The following is a 15,073-nucleotide window of genomic DNA, read 5'->3' on the forward strand; positions in this document are numbered from 1 at the left end:
GCGCCCATCGCCCGCTCGATCAAGGCCTTCTTGAACGCCATGGCGGCATCCTGCACCGCCTCAGCAGTCATCGGACCTTTGACGAGCTGATCAATTAGCTCCTTGGGGATGCTCGGAAGGTCCAGGGGTGTGGCTTTTGGTTTGCGTGGCATACATGCTCCTTGTCGACATGTTATGCCCTACACACAAAATCCCGTACAGGCCCCGTCGGTGGGACGCCTTCGGCTGCGCTTCGCGCCGGCCCTAACGTGGCAGGCGGACGACCACGTCCCGATTTGCGCTTTTGGCCCGGCATCACGACAGCCCCGTGCGAGCGCAGCGACGCACTCCGTGCCCGAGCACCCGACCTACGATACTGAGTGCGCGCAGCGCAGCCGAAGGCGTCCCACCGATAACGTGTTTAGCAGGCTGCCAATAGCCTAAAGTCGGGTTCGTCCAATAGTCCGTCGACGCAAGGCACCGGACAGGGTGCGTAGCAGGGTCGAACCACCAACCCCATCGAACGGAAATCACCGCCGCCCGAANGCGGAATGGATGGCCAGCCGCCTGAGGCGACGCGTTTTTTGGTTACTTTTTGTCGCTCCGGACAAAAAGTGACCCGCCCAGCAGGGCGGAACCAGGCGCTTAAACCTACGACAACATCAAACCCGACCTACCTACCCAAGCAAGCCAACGAGCAAGGAGCCCCGCCGGCTACCCCGGCGAAACACCCCACGCCTGCCAAGCGCGACAACCCACCACACCACGACAAGTCCCCCATCACCAAATTTTTTCCCATACACCTCCCATAACCCCCTTGCAAATTCCGCCGCCTTCGGTAGAATTCGCGGCTCACCACCTGCCCAGGTGGCGGAATTGGTAGACGCACTAGGTTCAGGTCCTAGCGGTGGCAACACTGTGGAGGTTCGAGTCCTCTCCTGGGCACCAGAGTTTCAAGCAAAAAGCCCGCACGAAAGTGCGGGCTTTTTGTTTTTCTCGCGGCGAATGCTTCAATCATCCGCGCGCAGCTTTCCTGCCGTCTGGTCCAGCTGTGCCTTCACCATGGCCAGCAGCGAATACACGTTGTGGCAGCCCTCCGAACGCTCGCTCTCGATTTCAACCAGCAACAGGATGGCACTGAGGCCAGCGCTGATCTGCTCAAAGGATTCGATCGTGCTGGCCGGAACGATATGCCGGGCACCTGCAGGGTGATGGGTAGACATTTGCATCGCGCTTCTCTCCTCTAGAGAAAGCCCGCCTGCCAGCAATGAAGAAGGTGGCGGGCCTGACAACGGGGGTGACATACCGGGGAACCTCAGCAGAAGACCCGGCCAGCCTTGCAGCTGCCCCGCCCGGCCCGCCATGGAAACATGGTTGCCCGCGCGACTCAGAACTGAATGAGATCGAATCTGCCGAGGTTCTTTCGGGTTGTGACCCCCGCTCACCGAACCCCTCGGTGAGGTCTGCAGTTTCCCGCTCCCGCCATCGCGCGGCGATAGGACGTTTCGCATTCGCCACTCCCCGACCCATCGCCTACAGTATTCCTATCCAAAGGCGCGGCCGAGCCGCCTGACCGAAGAACTGCGGAGAACTACCGTGGCCAAACTGCAAGAGCGTCGCCGTTTCCTGGGAGCCGCGCTGGGCGGCCTGCTCGTCCCCGCCCTGCCCGCCTGCGGTGGCGATAACGACAATCCCCCCAATCCACCACCCGATCCCGTTCCCGAAGCCCAGATCACCCAGGCCATCGCCCAGGTCGACAAGCTGGCCGCTGACCTGATGGCCAGCTCGGGCGTGCCGGGCATGGCCGTCGCCGTGGTGCGCGGCAACCAGACCGTGTACGCCAAGGGCTTCGGACGCCGGCTGGTGTCCGACCCCGCGCCCGTCGATGCCGACACCGTGTTCCAGCTTGCGTCGGTGTCCAAGCCCGTCGGCGCGACCGTGGTGGCGCACCAGGTGGGCCGAGGCGGCATCAGCTGGGACACTCCTGTTCACACACAGCTGCCCTGGTTCACGCTTTCCGATGCCGACGTCACGCAGGCCGTCACCGTCGGCGATCTCTACGCCCATCGCTCCGGCCTGCCCGACCACGCCGGCGACCGCCTCGAAGACATGGGCTACGACCGCCAGCAGGTATTGACGCGCTTGCGCTTCCTGCCGCTGCATCCATTCCGTGCGACCTACGCCTACACCAACTTTGGCCTGACCGCCGCCGCGGAGGCGGTCGCCATCGCTGCCGGCATCGACTGGGCCACGCTGTCGGACCAGGCCATCTACCAGCCGCTGGGGATGACGCGCACCAGTTCGCGCTACGCCGACTTTGCCGCGCGCGATAACCGCGCCTTCGGCCACGTCAGGGTCAACGGCAGCTGGGTGCAAGGACTGGGCACGATGCCGGATGCGCAATCGCCCGCCGGCGGCGTCAGCTCATCCGTCAACGACATGGCGAAATGGCTGGCGATGCTGCTCGCCAAAGGCGAATTCGCGGGCCAGCGCATTGTCGACGCCGCCGCGCTGGCGCCCGCGCTGAGCCAGCAGATGCAGAGCAGCCCGCCTGCCAACGGCCGCCCGGCCGGCTACTACGGCTATGGCTTCAATGTCGGCACGACCGAACTGGGACTGACCTCCTACAACCACTCCGGGGCCTTCGTGGCCGGCGCGGCCACCAACTTCACCGCGGTGCCGTCGCTCAACCTGGCCATCGTGACGCTGACCAACGGCTACCCCATCGGCATCCCGGAAACCCTGAACGCACAGTTCTTCGATCTTGCGCAGTACGGCGCCATCCGCCGCGACTGGGGCAAGATCTACGGCGACGCCTTCGCGCCGCTGCTGGCACCCGAAGGCAGACTGGTCGGGCAACCGCCCCCCGCCAGCCCGCTGCCGGCGCGTGCGCTCTCGACCTACACCGGCACCTACCAGAACAACTACTACGGTCCGCTACAAGTGGCCGACCAGGGCGGCACGCTGGTGATGACGCCAGGCGCCACGCCGCTCAGATTGCCGCTGAGCCACTGGGACGGCGATGTCTTCACCTTTACACTCAATAATGAGAACGCGACGCCGGGCACGATCTCGCAGGCGGCGTTCTCCAGCGACCGCGTATGGCTGGAGTATTACGACCACGAAGGGTTGGGCATGTTTGTCAGGTAGTCCTGCAAATTGCCAAGTGAATGCATACAGGAGAATGAAGCATGAGAAGTTGGCTGGCAAAGGTCGTTGGCGCGCTTGGCTGCGCACTGGCATTCGTGGCAGGTCCGGCGTGCGCAGCGGACCCGGCAACCCTGACCATTTCGGCAGGCACGCAGCAGCGCAGCTGGACCCGCGACGAGTTGCTGCGCGATCCACGCCTGGTCGACGTGACAGTCGATGACGACAACCTGAAACGCCGCCTGACATTCAAGGCCATCCCCCTGACAGCTCTTCTTCGGGGCATGCCGGTCAACGACAGTGCCAGTGCCACGACCGCGGCCAGCGATGGCTATGTTTCCCACCTGCCGATGCGCCTGCTGCTGGCCGACCGCACCAATGAACCACGCGCGTGGCTGGCGGTCGAGAACCCTGCCTCGCCGTGGCCAAGGCTCAAGGACCAGGATATCGGCCCGTTCCGCCTGATCTGGACAGTGCCATCCGGCCGCGCCGCCACGGCAATCAACGAGAGCCACTGGACCTACAGTATCGTGCGCATCGATATCACCGCGTCGCCCGCGGAGCGCTATGCAGCCATCCGGCCCGCCGCCGGCCAGCCTGCCGATGGACCGGTCATGCGCGGCTTCGCGACCTTCCAGCGCGTCTGCTTCTCGTGCCACTCCCTCAACCGGGTTGGCGATGCCAACCTTGGCCCGGACCTGAACGTGCCATACAGCCCGGTGGAGTATCTGGGCGACGACAAGCTGGCCAGGCTGATCCGTGACCCGCAGTCATTGCGCTGGTGGCCCAACTCCCGCATGTCGGCCATCGACGAACAGACGCTGTCCAACGCGGACATGAAGGATTTGCTGGCGTACCTGCGCCATATGGCCGGACGCAAGGCGGCAGCGCCCGGCGGCGTGCCCTGACGCCTTGCGGGCAGACGCTGCCGGCTACTCGATCGTCACCTTCCCATCCTTCACCAGCCTGGCGAACTTGACCGTCTCGTCCTGGATCCGCCTGGCAAACTCCTGCGGCGTGCTCGCCATCGGTTCCGCGCCCACCGCCAGCATGCGCTGCTGGAAGTCTGGCGACTTCACGATCTTGACGATCTCGGCGTTCAGCCGGGTCACGATGGGCGCGGACGTGGCGGCGGGCGCCAGCACGCCGAACCACGTGCCGATATCAAAGCCCTTGAGCCCCGACTCTTCCAGCGTGGGCACATCGGGCAGGACGCTGGAGCGCCGCGCGGTGGTCACGGCCAGCGCGCGCAACTTGCCGGACTTGATGTGCTGCAGCACCGGCGTCAGGGTATCGAACGACATCGTCACCTGTCCGCCGAGCAGGTCCGTCGTGAGCGGGCCGCTGCCCTTGTAGGGTACGTGCAGCAGCGGCGCGCCCGTCGCGGTCTGGAACTGCGTGCCGATCAGGTGCTGCGCGGTGCCGTTGCCATTGGAGCCATAGGCAAACTCCGGCGACGCCTTCTTCGCCAGCGCCACCAGTTCCGTGACGTTCTTCGCCGGGGTCCTGGCGGCATTGATGACCAGCACGTTGGGGACCATGGCAACCGTGGCGATGGGCGCCAGGTCCGTCTGGAAGCTGTAGGGCAGCTTCTTGTAGACGCTGCTGGCAATCGTGTGGTGGACCGCGCCCATCAGCAGCGTGTAGCCGTCGGGCTTGCTCTTGGCAACGTAGTCGGCGCCCACGGTGGCGCCTGCGCCGGGCCGGTTTTCGACGATCACGGGCTGGCCCAGGCTTTTCGAGAGCTGGTCGCCCAGCGCTCGGGCCAGCACGTCGGTGGTCCCTCCCGAGGGGAACGGCACCACCAGGGTGATCGGCTTGGCCGGCCACTCCTGCGCCAGGCACGTGCCGCTGACGATCAAGCCGGCAGCCAGCACGGCCGCCCCGGAAATACGACGCACGAGTTCAGTACCACGCATGATTTGTCTCCTGAATATTCTATGTTTGCAGCCGGCTATCGGCTGTTTGCAGCCCTACTTCCCCGGCGCAATCGCCTGCCTCCCGGCAAAGGTTGCGGCGCAACCCAGTTCCGCTTCGATGAACAGCAGCCGGTTGTACTTGGCGACGCGGTCGGAGCGGCTCAGCGAGCCGGTCTTGATCTGCGTGGCCGCGGTGCATACGCTCAGGTCGGCGATGGTGGTGTCCTCGGTCTCGCCGGAGCGGTGCGACATCACCGATGCGTAGCCGGCCCGCTCGGCCACCGAGATGGCCTGCAGGGTCTCGGTCAGCGTGCCGATCTGGTTCGGCTTGATCAGGATGGCATTGGCAACCCCTTGCGCGATGCCTTCTTCGAGGATCGCGGCATTGGTCACGAACAGGTCGTCGCCCACCAGTTGCACGCGCGCGCCCAGGCGCTCGGTCAGCAGGCGCCATCCGCCCCAGTCCTGCTCCGCCATGCCGTCCTCGATGGTGACGATGGGGTACTGGCGTACCCAGCTGTCCAGCAGGTCGACAAAGCCTTGCGCGTCGTAGCTGCGGCCTTCGGACTGCAAGGCATAGCGGCCATCTTCATAGAACTCGGAGCTGGCCACGTCCAGGCCCAGCGCAATATCGCGGCCGGCCCGGAAGCCCGCGGATTCAATGGCCTGCATGATGACCTCGAGCGCATGCTCGTTCGAAGCCAGGTCCGGCGCGAATCCGCCTTCATCGCCCACCGCCGTGGCAAACCCACGCGCCTTCAGCACACCCTTGAGCGTATGGAACACTTCCGCGCCCCAGCGCAATGCCTCGGAGAAGCTTGGCGCGCCAAGCGGCAGGATCATGAACTCCTGCATGTCGACGCTGTTGTTGGCATGCGCGCCCCCGTTGATGATATTCATCATCGGCAGCGGCAGGCGGGTCTCGTTCCTGCCGGCACTCACCGACCGGTACAGCGGCAGGCCGGCCGAAGCCGCCGCCGCCCTGGCGCTGGCCAGCGAAACGGCCAGCAGCGCATTGGCACCAAGGCGCGACTTTTCCGGCGTGCCATCGAGGCGGATCAGGCAGGCATCCACCTCGGCCTGGTCCGCGGCGTCCAGGCCGTTGAGCGTGCGCGCGATATCGACGTTAATGTGCTGCACCGCCTTCTGCACACCTTTACCGAAATAACGTCGCTTGTCGCCGTCCCGCAACTCCAGCGCTTCCCGCGATCCCGTCGATGCACCGGACGGCGCGGCAGCGAAGCCCTCCGCACCATCGGCCAGCACCACCTGGGCCGCCACGGTCGGGTTGCCCCGGGAATCGAGCAACTCGTAGCCGCGAATCTCCCTGATTGCAGTCATGTGGATCCCTTACTGGACCTGCGCGATGCGCAGCAGGTTGGTGGTGCCGGCCACGGTGAACGGCAGCCCGGCCGAGATGACGATCTGCTGCCCGGCCACGCCGAACTGCTCCTTCAGCACGGTGCGGCTGGCCAGGTCGGTCATCTCCAGCACATCGACCACTTCGTGGCAGAGCACCGCATGCACGCCCCAGGCCAGCGCCAGCCGGCGCGCGGTGGCCACGCGCGGCGTCATGCCCAGGATCGGCACTTCGGGCCGTTCGCGGGCCATGCGCAGCGCGGAGTAGCCTGAGCTGGTGTAGGTGACCGCTGCCGGCACGCGCAGCAGGTTGGCCACATGCCTGACGGCATAGCCGATGGCGTCGGCCGCTTCGGCGCGCGGCTCCGAGTGCGAGGCCTGGATGGCTTCGTGGTAGTGCGGATCCGCTTCGGTGCGCGTGATGATGCTGTCCATCATCTTCACGGCCTCCACCGGGTAGCTGCCCGAGGCCGATTCGGCGGACAGCATCACGGCGTCGGCGCCGTCGTAGATGGCGGTCGCCACATCGGAAGCCTCGGCGCGCGTCGGCACCGGCGCGCTGACCATCGACTCCAGCATCTGGGTGGCAACGATCACCGGCTTGCCAGCCTTGCGGCAGGCGCGCACGATGCGCTTTTGCAGCGACGGCACCTGTTCCGCCGGCATCTCGACGCCCAGGTCGCCGCGCGCCACCATGACCGCATCCGATGCCGCCACGATCGCTTCCAGGCTCTGGATGGCAGCGGGCTTTTCCAGCTTGGCGATGATGCCGGCGCGGCCGTCAACGATCTGCCGGATTTCTTCGATATCCTCGGCGCGCTGCACGAACGACAACGCAATCCAGTCCACGCCCAGCGACAGGCCAAAGTCCAGGTCGCGCCGGTCCTTCTCGGTCATCGCCGACAGGGGCACCACCACGCCCGGCACGTTGACGCCCTTGCGGTCGGACAGCGTGCCGCCGTTGATCACGGTGGTTTCGGCGTACTCCGGACCGCACCGCTCCACGCGCAGCCGCACACGCCCATCGTCAACCAGCAGCTCCGCGCCCGGCTTCAGCGCGGCAAAGATCTCCGGATGCGGCAGGCTGACCCGCTCCACCGAGCCGGGCACGCTGGCATCCAGATCCAGCCGGAATGCCGCCTGTGCGGCCACTTTCACCGGACCATCGGCAAAGGTGCCGATGCGCAGCTTGGGCCCTTGCAGGTCCAGCAGCACGCCAATGGGCCGGCCGCGCGCTTGCTCGATGGCGCGGATGGACTGCAGACGCTGCTGGTGGTCGGCATGGGTGCCGTGGCTGAAGTTGAGGCGGAACACATCGGCACCGGCGTCAAAGAGGCGCTCGATCATGGCCAGGTCTGTGCTGGCGGGACCGAGCGTGGCCACGATCTTGGCATTGCGAAGGCGTCTCATGCGGAGGCTCCAGAAGCGCGCGTCAGCAAGATCGCGCGAAAGTCGTTGACATTGGTCAGCGTGGGACCGGTGATGACAGCATCCCCCAGCGCCTCGAAAAATCCATGGCCGTCGTTGGCGGCCAGCGCATCCTGCGGACGCAGGCCGGCGCGCCAGGCACGGTCCAGCGTGTCGGGGCCGATCACGGCCCCTGCGATCTCTTCCTGGCCGTCGACACCATCGGTGTCGCCCGCCATCGCATAAATGCCGGGTTCGCCGCGCAACGCCAGCGCCAGCGACAGCAGGAACTCCACGTTCCTGCCGCCCCTGCCGGCGCCCCGCACGGTGACGGTGGTCTCGCCGCCGGACAGCAGCACGCACGGCGCGGCAAACGGCTGGCCATGCCTGGCGGCTTCCAGCGCGATACCGCCCAGGACCTTGCCGACATCGCGGGCTTCGCCTTCGATAGCGTCGCCCAGCATGTGCACGGCATAGCCGGCGTCGCGGCCCACCTGCGCGGCGGCTTCCAGCGCCAGCCGCGGCGTGGCGATGAACTCGGTGCGGATGCGCGGCAGGCGCGGGTCGCCGGGCTTGAGCGTCTCGGCCGCGTCGGACGCCAGCACATCCATCACGTTAGCCGGCAGCTCGATCGCATATCGTCTGACGATGGCCAGCGCGTCGGCGCGCGTGGTCGGGTCAGGCACGCTCGGGCCCGAGGCGATATCGATCGGGTCATCGCCCGGCACATCGGAAATCAGCAGGTTCAGCACCCGCGCCGGATAGCACGCCGCGGCCAGCCGGCCACCCTTGATGGCGGACAGGTGCCGGCGCACGCAATTCATCTCCGAAATCGTGGCGCCGGACTTGAGCAGCGCGCGGTTGACGCGCTGCTTGTCGTCGAGCGTGATGCCAGGAAGCGGCAATGGCAGCAGCGACGATCCGCCGCCGGAGACCAGGCAGATCACCAGGTCGTCTTCGCCCAGTCCGGCCACCATCTCCAGCATGCGCTGCGAAGCGGCCAGACCGGCATCGTCCGGCACCGGGTGCGCGGCCTCCACGATCTCGATGCGCGAGCACGGCACCGCATAGCCGTAGCGGGTGACGACCAGGCCTTCAAGCGGCCCGGGCCACGCCGCTTCCAGCGCGCTCGCCATGGCCGCCGAGGCTTTGCCGGCGCCAATGACGATGGTGCGTCCGCGCGGCGGCGGCGGCAGGTGCCGCGCCAGGGTCCTGGCCGGCTGGGCGGCGGCAACCGCCGCTTCGAACATGCGCCGCAGCAGCACGGTGGGCTCGGAATATGGCTTGGTCACGTCGGCCCCTTAGTGCATCAGGTTGGCGTGAACATCCGCCGCTGCGGCCATGCGTGCGCGTGCCGGGGTTTCGTCCTTGCCCGGCGGCACCGCATCGGCTTCGTCGTCAAGCTTGCCGTCCAGCGCATCGGCCAGTTGCTGGCGATCCACGGCCCCCACCCACCGCGCAATGGCCAGCGTGCCTACGGCATTGCCGATCGTGTTGGTGATGGCGCGCGCCTCTGACATGAAGCGGTCGACACCGAGCAACAGCACCATGCCGGCAACAGGGATCTTGCCCAGCGACGCCAGCGTCGCCGCCAGCGTGATAAAGCCCGAGCCGGTCACGCCCGCCGAGCCCTTGGAAGTCAGCAGCAGCACGCCAAGCACGATCAGCTGGTCCATCAGCGTCAGCGGCGTGTTGGTTGCCTGGGCCACAAAGATCGCAGCCATGGTGTAGTAGATGCACTGCCCGTCCGGATTGAAGGTCAGGCCGGCAGGCACCACCAGCCCCACCACCGGCTTGGAGACGCCGGCGTTCTCCAGCTTGCGCATCAGCTGCGGCACCACCGATTCCGACGAGCTGGTGCCCAGCACCGTGAAAATCTCATCGCGGATGTACTTCAGGAACTTCCACAAGCTGAATCCCGACAGCCGGGCCACGCCGCCCAGCACGATCACCACGAACAGGAAGCAGGTGATGTACATCGTGCCCATCAGCTTGCCCAGCGAGACCACCGAGCCCAGGCCGTATTTGCCCACGGTAAAGGCCATGGCGCCGAACGCCGCGATCGGCGCCAGCCGCATGATCATCCCCACCACCGTGAAGATGCCGTGCGTGAAGGAGTCCAGGAAATCCACCACCGGCCTGGCGCGCGCGCCGATATGCGACAGCGCAATGCCGAACAGCGTGGCAAAGACCAGGATCTGCAGGATATCGTTCTTGGCCAGCGCATCGACGATGCTGGTCGGCACCAGGTTCATCATGAAGTCGATGAACGTGTGCGGCTTCTCCGCGGCATGCGTGTAGCTGGCGATGGCCTTGGTGTCCAGGTGTGCCGGATCGATATTCATGCCATGGCCCGGCTGGACCACGTTGACGACGAGCAGCCCCAGGGCCAGCGCAAACGTCGACAGCACCTCAAAATAGATCAGGGCCCGCACGCCAACGCGGCCGAGCTCCTTCATGTTCTCCATGCGCGCGATGCCTAGCACCACGGTCGCGAAGATGATCGGCGCGAACACCATCTTGATCAGCTTGATGAAGATGTCACCAAGCGGCTTCAGGTCACTCGCGATATCCGGCGCCCACACGCCCAGGGCAACACCGGCGCTGACGCCTAGCAATACCTGGACGTAGAGCTTGCCTAGCAGCCTGTGAATCATTGCTGTCTCCTGCTATGTCTTTAAGGCAAAGCGCTTCCGGCGCAGCTCTGGACGGCTGCTTTCCATGCCGGAAGGCGGTGCGGGCCGGGCCGGCCCGCGGGGGGGGGGCCCGGCCGTGGCCGGGCTCATGTGGGCTGGCGGTCAGGCCGCCTTTGCCTGCTGGCCGGCGGTAAGGAGGTCGCAGACCGCCTTGGTCACTTCAGCGGTGGTCGCCTTGCCGCCGAGGTCGCCGGTATGCAGCGCGGGGTTCGCGGTCACGGCTTCAACGGCCTGCATCACCCGCTGCGCCGCCTCGTTCTCGCCGAGGTGTTCCAGCAGCATGACCACCGACCAGAAGGTGCCGACCGGGTTGGCCAGGCCCTTGCCCATGATGTCGAAGGCCGAACCGTGGATCGGCTCGAACATCGACGGGTAGCGGCGCTCCGGATCGATGTTGCCGGTCGGGGCGATGCCCAGGCTGCCGGCCAGTGCCGCAGCCAGGTCGCTCAGGATGTCGGCGTGCAGGTTAGTGGCGACGATGGTGTCAAGCGACGCCGGACGGTTCACCATGCGCGCCGTGGCGGCATCGACCAGTTCCTTGTCCCAGGTGACGTCCGGGAATTCCCTGGCCACCTGCACGGCCACCTCGTCCCACATCACCATGGCGTGGCGCTGCGCATTGGACTTGGTGATCACCGTCAGCTGCTTGCGCGGACGCGACTGCGCCAGCTTGAAAGCAAAGCGCAGGATGCGCTCCACGCCGACGCGGGTCATCATGCTGACGTCGGTGGCCGCCTCGATCGGGTGGCCCTGGTGCACGCGGCCGCCCACGCCCGAGTATTCGCCTTCCGAGTTCTCGCGCACGATCACCCAGTTCAGGTCTTCCGGGGCACAGCGCTTGAGCGGCCCGTCGATGCCGGGCAGGATGCGCGTCGGGCGCACGTTGGCGTATTGGTCAAAGCCCTGGCAGATCTTCAGGCGCAGGCCCCACAGCGTGATGTGATCGGGGATATGCGGGTCGCCGGCCGAGCCGAACAGGATGGCGTCCTTGTCACGCAGCGCATCCAGACCGTCAGCGGGCATCATCACGCCATGCTGGCGGTAGTAATCGCCGCCCCAGTCGAAGTCTTCGAATTCAAAGCGGAAGTTCGCGCCGGCAGCCGCCAGGGCCTCCATCACTTCACGGCCGGCCGGCACCACCTCCTTGCCAATGCCATCGCCGGGGATCGTTGCAATGCGGTACGTCTTCATCTGGGTCTCCTGGTCTGAATCGCGTTGAGTGCGTGGAGCGGATTCTGGGCCGTGGACAAGGTATTGGATCGCTTGTAGAGTTAAACCATTCTTAACCTGAAATTAAAGATGGAATGGCGTCTTCGTCCGGTATCCAGCCGTCCGAGCTTGGCTTTTTCACCTCAGTCGCCACTGCCGGCAGCCTGAGCGCGGCAGCACGCGACCTCGGAATCACAACGGCTGCGGTCAGCAAGCGGCTGGCGCTGATGGAGGCGCGCATCGGCATGCCGCTGGTGACGCGCACCACGCGGCGCATGAGCCTGACGCCGGAGGGCGAGGTCTACCTGGAACACGCCCGACGCATCCTCAGCGAGATCGATGACCTGGACCAGATCCTGACCCGCTCCAAGGGCCGGCCGAGCGGCCTGCTGCGGGTCAATGCCACCCTGGGGTTCGGGCGCATGCATGTGGCGCCGGTAATCTCCGAGTATGTCGCTGCCTACCCCGAGGTCGACGTCCAGCTCCAGCTGTCCGCCGATCCGCCGCCGCTGACTGAAGACGCCTTCGACGTCTGCATCCGCTTCGGCCAGCCGCCCGACGCGCGCATTGTCGCCAAGAAGCTGGCGCCGAACCGGCGGCTGCTGTGCGCCTCGCCCAAATACCTGCGCAGTCACGGCACGCCGCACACGCCCGCCGACCTGCGCAAGCACAACTGCATCGGCATCCGCCAGGGCAGCGACGCCTATGGCGTATGGCGCCTGACCTCCGGCAAGGGCGCGAAAGAGCGGACCGAATCGGTCCATGTGCGAGGCAACCTCACCACCAATGACGGCGAGATCGCGGTGAACTGGGCGCTGGAAGGCCACGGCATCCTGATGCGCGCCGAGTGGGATATCGAGCGGTTCCTGCGCAGTGGGCGGCTGGTCCAGGTACTACCGCAGTACACAACGCCGGAGGCGGACATCTATGCCGTCTACCAGCAGCGGCACCAGTTGTCGTCCCGGATCCGGCTGTTTGTGGAGTTCCTGGCGGCGAAGTTCAGTGAGTTTGGGCAGTAGCGGCTGCGAGTAGTCAGGCGTTGACGGCAGGGAAAGAGGCTCAACGCCAGGCACGACAAAGATCATGATGACTTTTCGCTTGCTGCCTTTAAAGGTCTCCAGGGGATTCCTTGCCTGGTGAACGGACTCTGCCCGCGCGTTCGCGTGGCGGCGTGGGTCGAGTACGTCGCGTGACCATCAATTTTTTTATCTACAGTGGGTTGGGCCGGAGTTGCAGGCCGTCGCGGTGCTGCGGGCCGCGAGGCCCGTAGTCGAGCTCGGCCCCCAGGTTGCTGCTTCGGGTGACTGCGGCGGGAGCGTCACAGGGGTCCATGATCGACTCGACAAAAACCAGCTTGTCGTTCAGCGCGCCGAGGGCATCTTGCAGATCCCCGCAGGTCCTGACCACGAACGATTGCGCCGTGGTGCCGGGATGGAGTGCTTTCGGCAGATCAGCGTAGGCCCAGTTGGCGATGTCGTTGTAGGCCTCGGCCTTGCCGAGGTAGCCGCGTTCGATGGTGTATCCACCGTTGTTGATCAGCAAGATCACCGGCTTGTGATCGTGTCGAAGAATGGTCGACAGCTCCTGCGCCGTGACCTGGAAGGAGCCATCGCCCACGAGCAGAATGTGACGACGGTCTGGCGCCGCAGTCAGCGCGCCAAGCAGGGCGCCCACCGAATAGCCGATCGATCCCCAGTTTATCGATCCGATGAAGGTGCAGTGCGGCGGAAGCTTCAGGCCGAGGAGGGAAAATGAAGTGCCATTGTCGACGTACAGGACATCGCCGGGCCGCAGGTAGCCCTGGATGGCCTGCCAGTAGGCAGCCTGAGTCAGGCTGGCGGACCCGTCGGCGTGCGTGCCCGGTACTACTGCGGCAGCGGCGCGCGCGGGGCGGTTCGTGACTTGCGGGACAGCGTCGATGACGCCGCGGAGCACTTCCTTGAGGGTTACCGCCTGATAGTTGTCTTCGCCGACGTCCACTGCATGGCCGCGGGCGTGGATCGTGCCGGTGGGCAGCATTGCCGTGAAATCGCCTGTGGTCACCTCGATCGGTCGGTAGCCGATGGCGAGCAGGCAGTCGCTGCTCTCGATCGTCTCACGTACACCCGGCTCGCTGGCCTTGCCGGCGTAGATGCCAACGTAACGCGGGAACGACTCGTCGATCACGCCCTTGGCTGCGTTGATCACTGCCACCGGTGCTTGCATCTTCTGGGCCAGCTCCATGAGCTCGGAGGCGACGCCAAAGCGGTCCGCGTCCGCATCCACCAGGATCGCTGGTGAGGTGGCGGCGGACAGCCTTGCCGCGACCGCGGCGCTGCACGACCGCAGCCGTTCCGGATCGCTGGGCGGCTCGGCAAGGACGAGCGGAGCTGCAGCCACTTCGATCTCGAGATAAGGGATGTCGGACGGCAGTTCCATGTACACCGGGAGCTTCTCGCGCCAGGCGGTGAGGATCAGGCGGTCGATCTCGATTGCCGCGTTACGCGGAGTGATCCTGACCTGCGCCGCGGTCATCGGCGCGTACGCGCGAAGGAAGTGATCAAAGTTTCCGTCGGCCATCGTGTGGTGCATCCCCAGGCCACGATCGATAGACCTGAGCGGTATCGAACCGCAGATGCAGATGACTGGGACGTGCTCGGCGTAGGCACCGGCGACACCGTTGAGGGCGCTCAGGGCGCCGACCCCGTTCGTGACAAGCAGCGCGCCGAGACCATTCAGCCGGGCATAGCCGTCCGCCGCATAGGAGGAGGTCAGCTCACCGGTCGTGCCGACCCATTCCAGCGCGCCGCCATCCTGGAGCTGCTGCAACAGCGTGAGGTTGTAGTCGCCGGGGACGCCGAACAGGTGCCGAATGCCGGCTTCCTCAAGACGGCGAAGCAGGAAGTCGCCGATCGTCATGCGTTGGGTGAGGCTGCCCGCCTTTTGCTTGCTTTCCATGGAGGACTCCTGATCTGGGGCGTTGAGATAGCGCTAACGTGCCGCACCGAACGCCGCGGAAGCGTAGGCTTTTCGACGGCTCACGACCCGAGCAGAGTCTTCGATACAGCGGGTTTACAAGTGGCGCTGCGTAAAGCAGTTTGCGGTACAGCATGATGGCAAGTCTAGGCGCCTGGACCGAAAAGGAAGTGCCCAGTTATTACAATGCCAAGCGGGGGCGGGAATCAGTCGGTCATCACTGCGGCCGTCATTTACTTGTAGTGTTTGGGTAACCACCGTGTTCGAGCGCACTCCCTAGACTAGCCCTACTTTCGCAAAGCAAGGCGCCGGATCAGCGCTCTTGGCCGTAAATCATGACTGAATGGGCTCGGAAGTCATACATGAAATAATATTGGCGCCCATCTCTGCAGCTCAAAGAGC

General features: G+C 65.5%; 11 protein-coding genes, 1 tRNA gene and 1 pseudogene. 4 read left to right on the top strand and 9 right to left on the bottom strand.

The window, feature by feature from the left end; all coding sequences use genetic code 11:
- Positions 1–152 (bottom strand): annotated as a pseudogene (locus DN412_RS39935) (IS256 family transposase); the annotation flags it as partial.
- A 688-nt stretch (positions 153–840) separates the two neighbouring features.
- Here DN412_RS39935 and DN412_RS39940 point away from each other — a divergent pair.
- A tRNA-Leu gene (locus DN412_RS39940) sits at positions 841–927 on the top strand.
- A gap of 62 nt (positions 928–989) precedes the next feature.
- Here DN412_RS39940 and DN412_RS39945 read toward each other — a convergent pair.
- The gene (locus DN412_RS39945) at positions 990–1,208 is read right to left on the bottom strand and encodes a DUF1484 family protein (protein ID WP_115216573.1); all 219 of its coding nucleotides are present in this window, start codon (positions 1,206–1,208) and stop codon (positions 990–992) included.
- 367 nt (positions 1,209–1,575) lie between these two features.
- Between DN412_RS39945 and DN412_RS39950 the strand changes: the two genes are divergently transcribed.
- Together DN412_RS39950 and DN412_RS39955 are read left to right on the top strand one after the other, a co-directional pair.
- Positions 1,576–3,129, top strand: coding sequence for a serine hydrolase (locus tag DN412_RS39950; RefSeq protein ID WP_115216574.1), 1,554 nt, complete (start codon positions 1,576–1,578; stop codon positions 3,127–3,129).
- A gap of 41 nt (positions 3,130–3,170) precedes the next feature.
- Positions 3,171–4,034: a c-type cytochrome gene (locus DN412_RS39955; protein ID WP_115216575.1), complete on the top strand. Its 864-nt coding sequence runs from the start codon at positions 3,171–3,173 to the stop codon at positions 4,032–4,034.
- A 24-nt stretch (positions 4,035–4,058) separates the two neighbouring features.
- Here DN412_RS39955 and DN412_RS39960 read toward each other — a convergent pair whose 3' ends face one another.
- From DN412_RS39960 to DN412_RS39985, 6 genes are all read right to left on the bottom strand, one after another.
- On the bottom strand, positions 4,059–5,045 hold the full coding sequence (locus DN412_RS39960) for a Bug family tripartite tricarboxylate transporter substrate binding protein (protein ID WP_115216576.1): 987 nt from the start codon (positions 5,043–5,045) through the stop codon (positions 4,059–4,061).
- Between the two features lie 54 nt (positions 5,046–5,099).
- Complete coding sequence (eno, locus tag DN412_RS39965) at positions 5,100–6,386, bottom strand: phosphopyruvate hydratase (protein ID WP_115216577.1); 1,287 nt, start codon at positions 6,384–6,386, stop codon at positions 5,100–5,102.
- Between the two features lie 9 nt (positions 6,387–6,395).
- On the bottom strand, positions 6,396–7,814 hold the full coding sequence (pyk, locus tag DN412_RS39970) for a pyruvate kinase (RefSeq protein ID WP_115216578.1): 1,419 nt from the start codon (positions 7,812–7,814) through the stop codon (positions 6,396–6,398).
- Complete coding sequence (locus DN412_RS39975; RefSeq protein WP_115216583.1) at positions 7,811–9,061, bottom strand: glycerate kinase type-2 family protein; 1,251 nt, start codon at positions 9,059–9,061, stop codon at positions 7,811–7,813. Before DN412_RS39975 ends, pyk begins: the two co-directional genes overlap by 4 nt.
- Positions 9,062–9,112: 51 nt before the next feature.
- A complete protein-coding gene (locus tag DN412_RS39980; RefSeq protein WP_115216579.1) occupies positions 9,113–10,468 on the bottom strand; it encodes a dicarboxylate/amino acid:cation symporter in 1,356 nt (451 codons plus the stop codon).
- Positions 10,469–10,609: 141 nt separating this feature from the next.
- Positions 10,610–11,698: a tartrate dehydrogenase gene (locus DN412_RS39985; protein WP_115216580.1), complete on the bottom strand. Its 1,089-nt coding sequence runs from the start codon at positions 11,696–11,698 to the stop codon at positions 10,610–10,612.
- Between the two features lie 113 nt (positions 11,699–11,811).
- Here DN412_RS39985 and DN412_RS39990 point away from each other — a divergent pair, with 113 nt between their 5' ends.
- Positions 11,812–12,735, top strand: coding sequence for a LysR family transcriptional regulator (locus DN412_RS39990; protein WP_115216581.1), 924 nt, complete (start codon positions 11,812–11,814; stop codon positions 12,733–12,735).
- Positions 12,736–12,925: 190 nt separating this feature from the next.
- On the opposite strand, the gene DN412_RS39995 is transcribed toward DN412_RS39990, so the two are convergent.
- Complete coding sequence (locus DN412_RS39995) at positions 12,926–14,653, bottom strand: alpha-keto acid decarboxylase family protein (RefSeq protein WP_115216582.1); 1,728 nt, start codon at positions 14,651–14,653, stop codon at positions 12,926–12,928.
- Between the last annotated feature and the right edge of the window lie 420 nt (positions 14,654–15,073).

This window comes from Cupriavidus lacunae (genome assembly GCF_003353055.1).
Lineage (GTDB): Bacteria > Pseudomonadota > Gammaproteobacteria > Burkholderiales > Burkholderiaceae > Cupriavidus > Cupriavidus lacunae.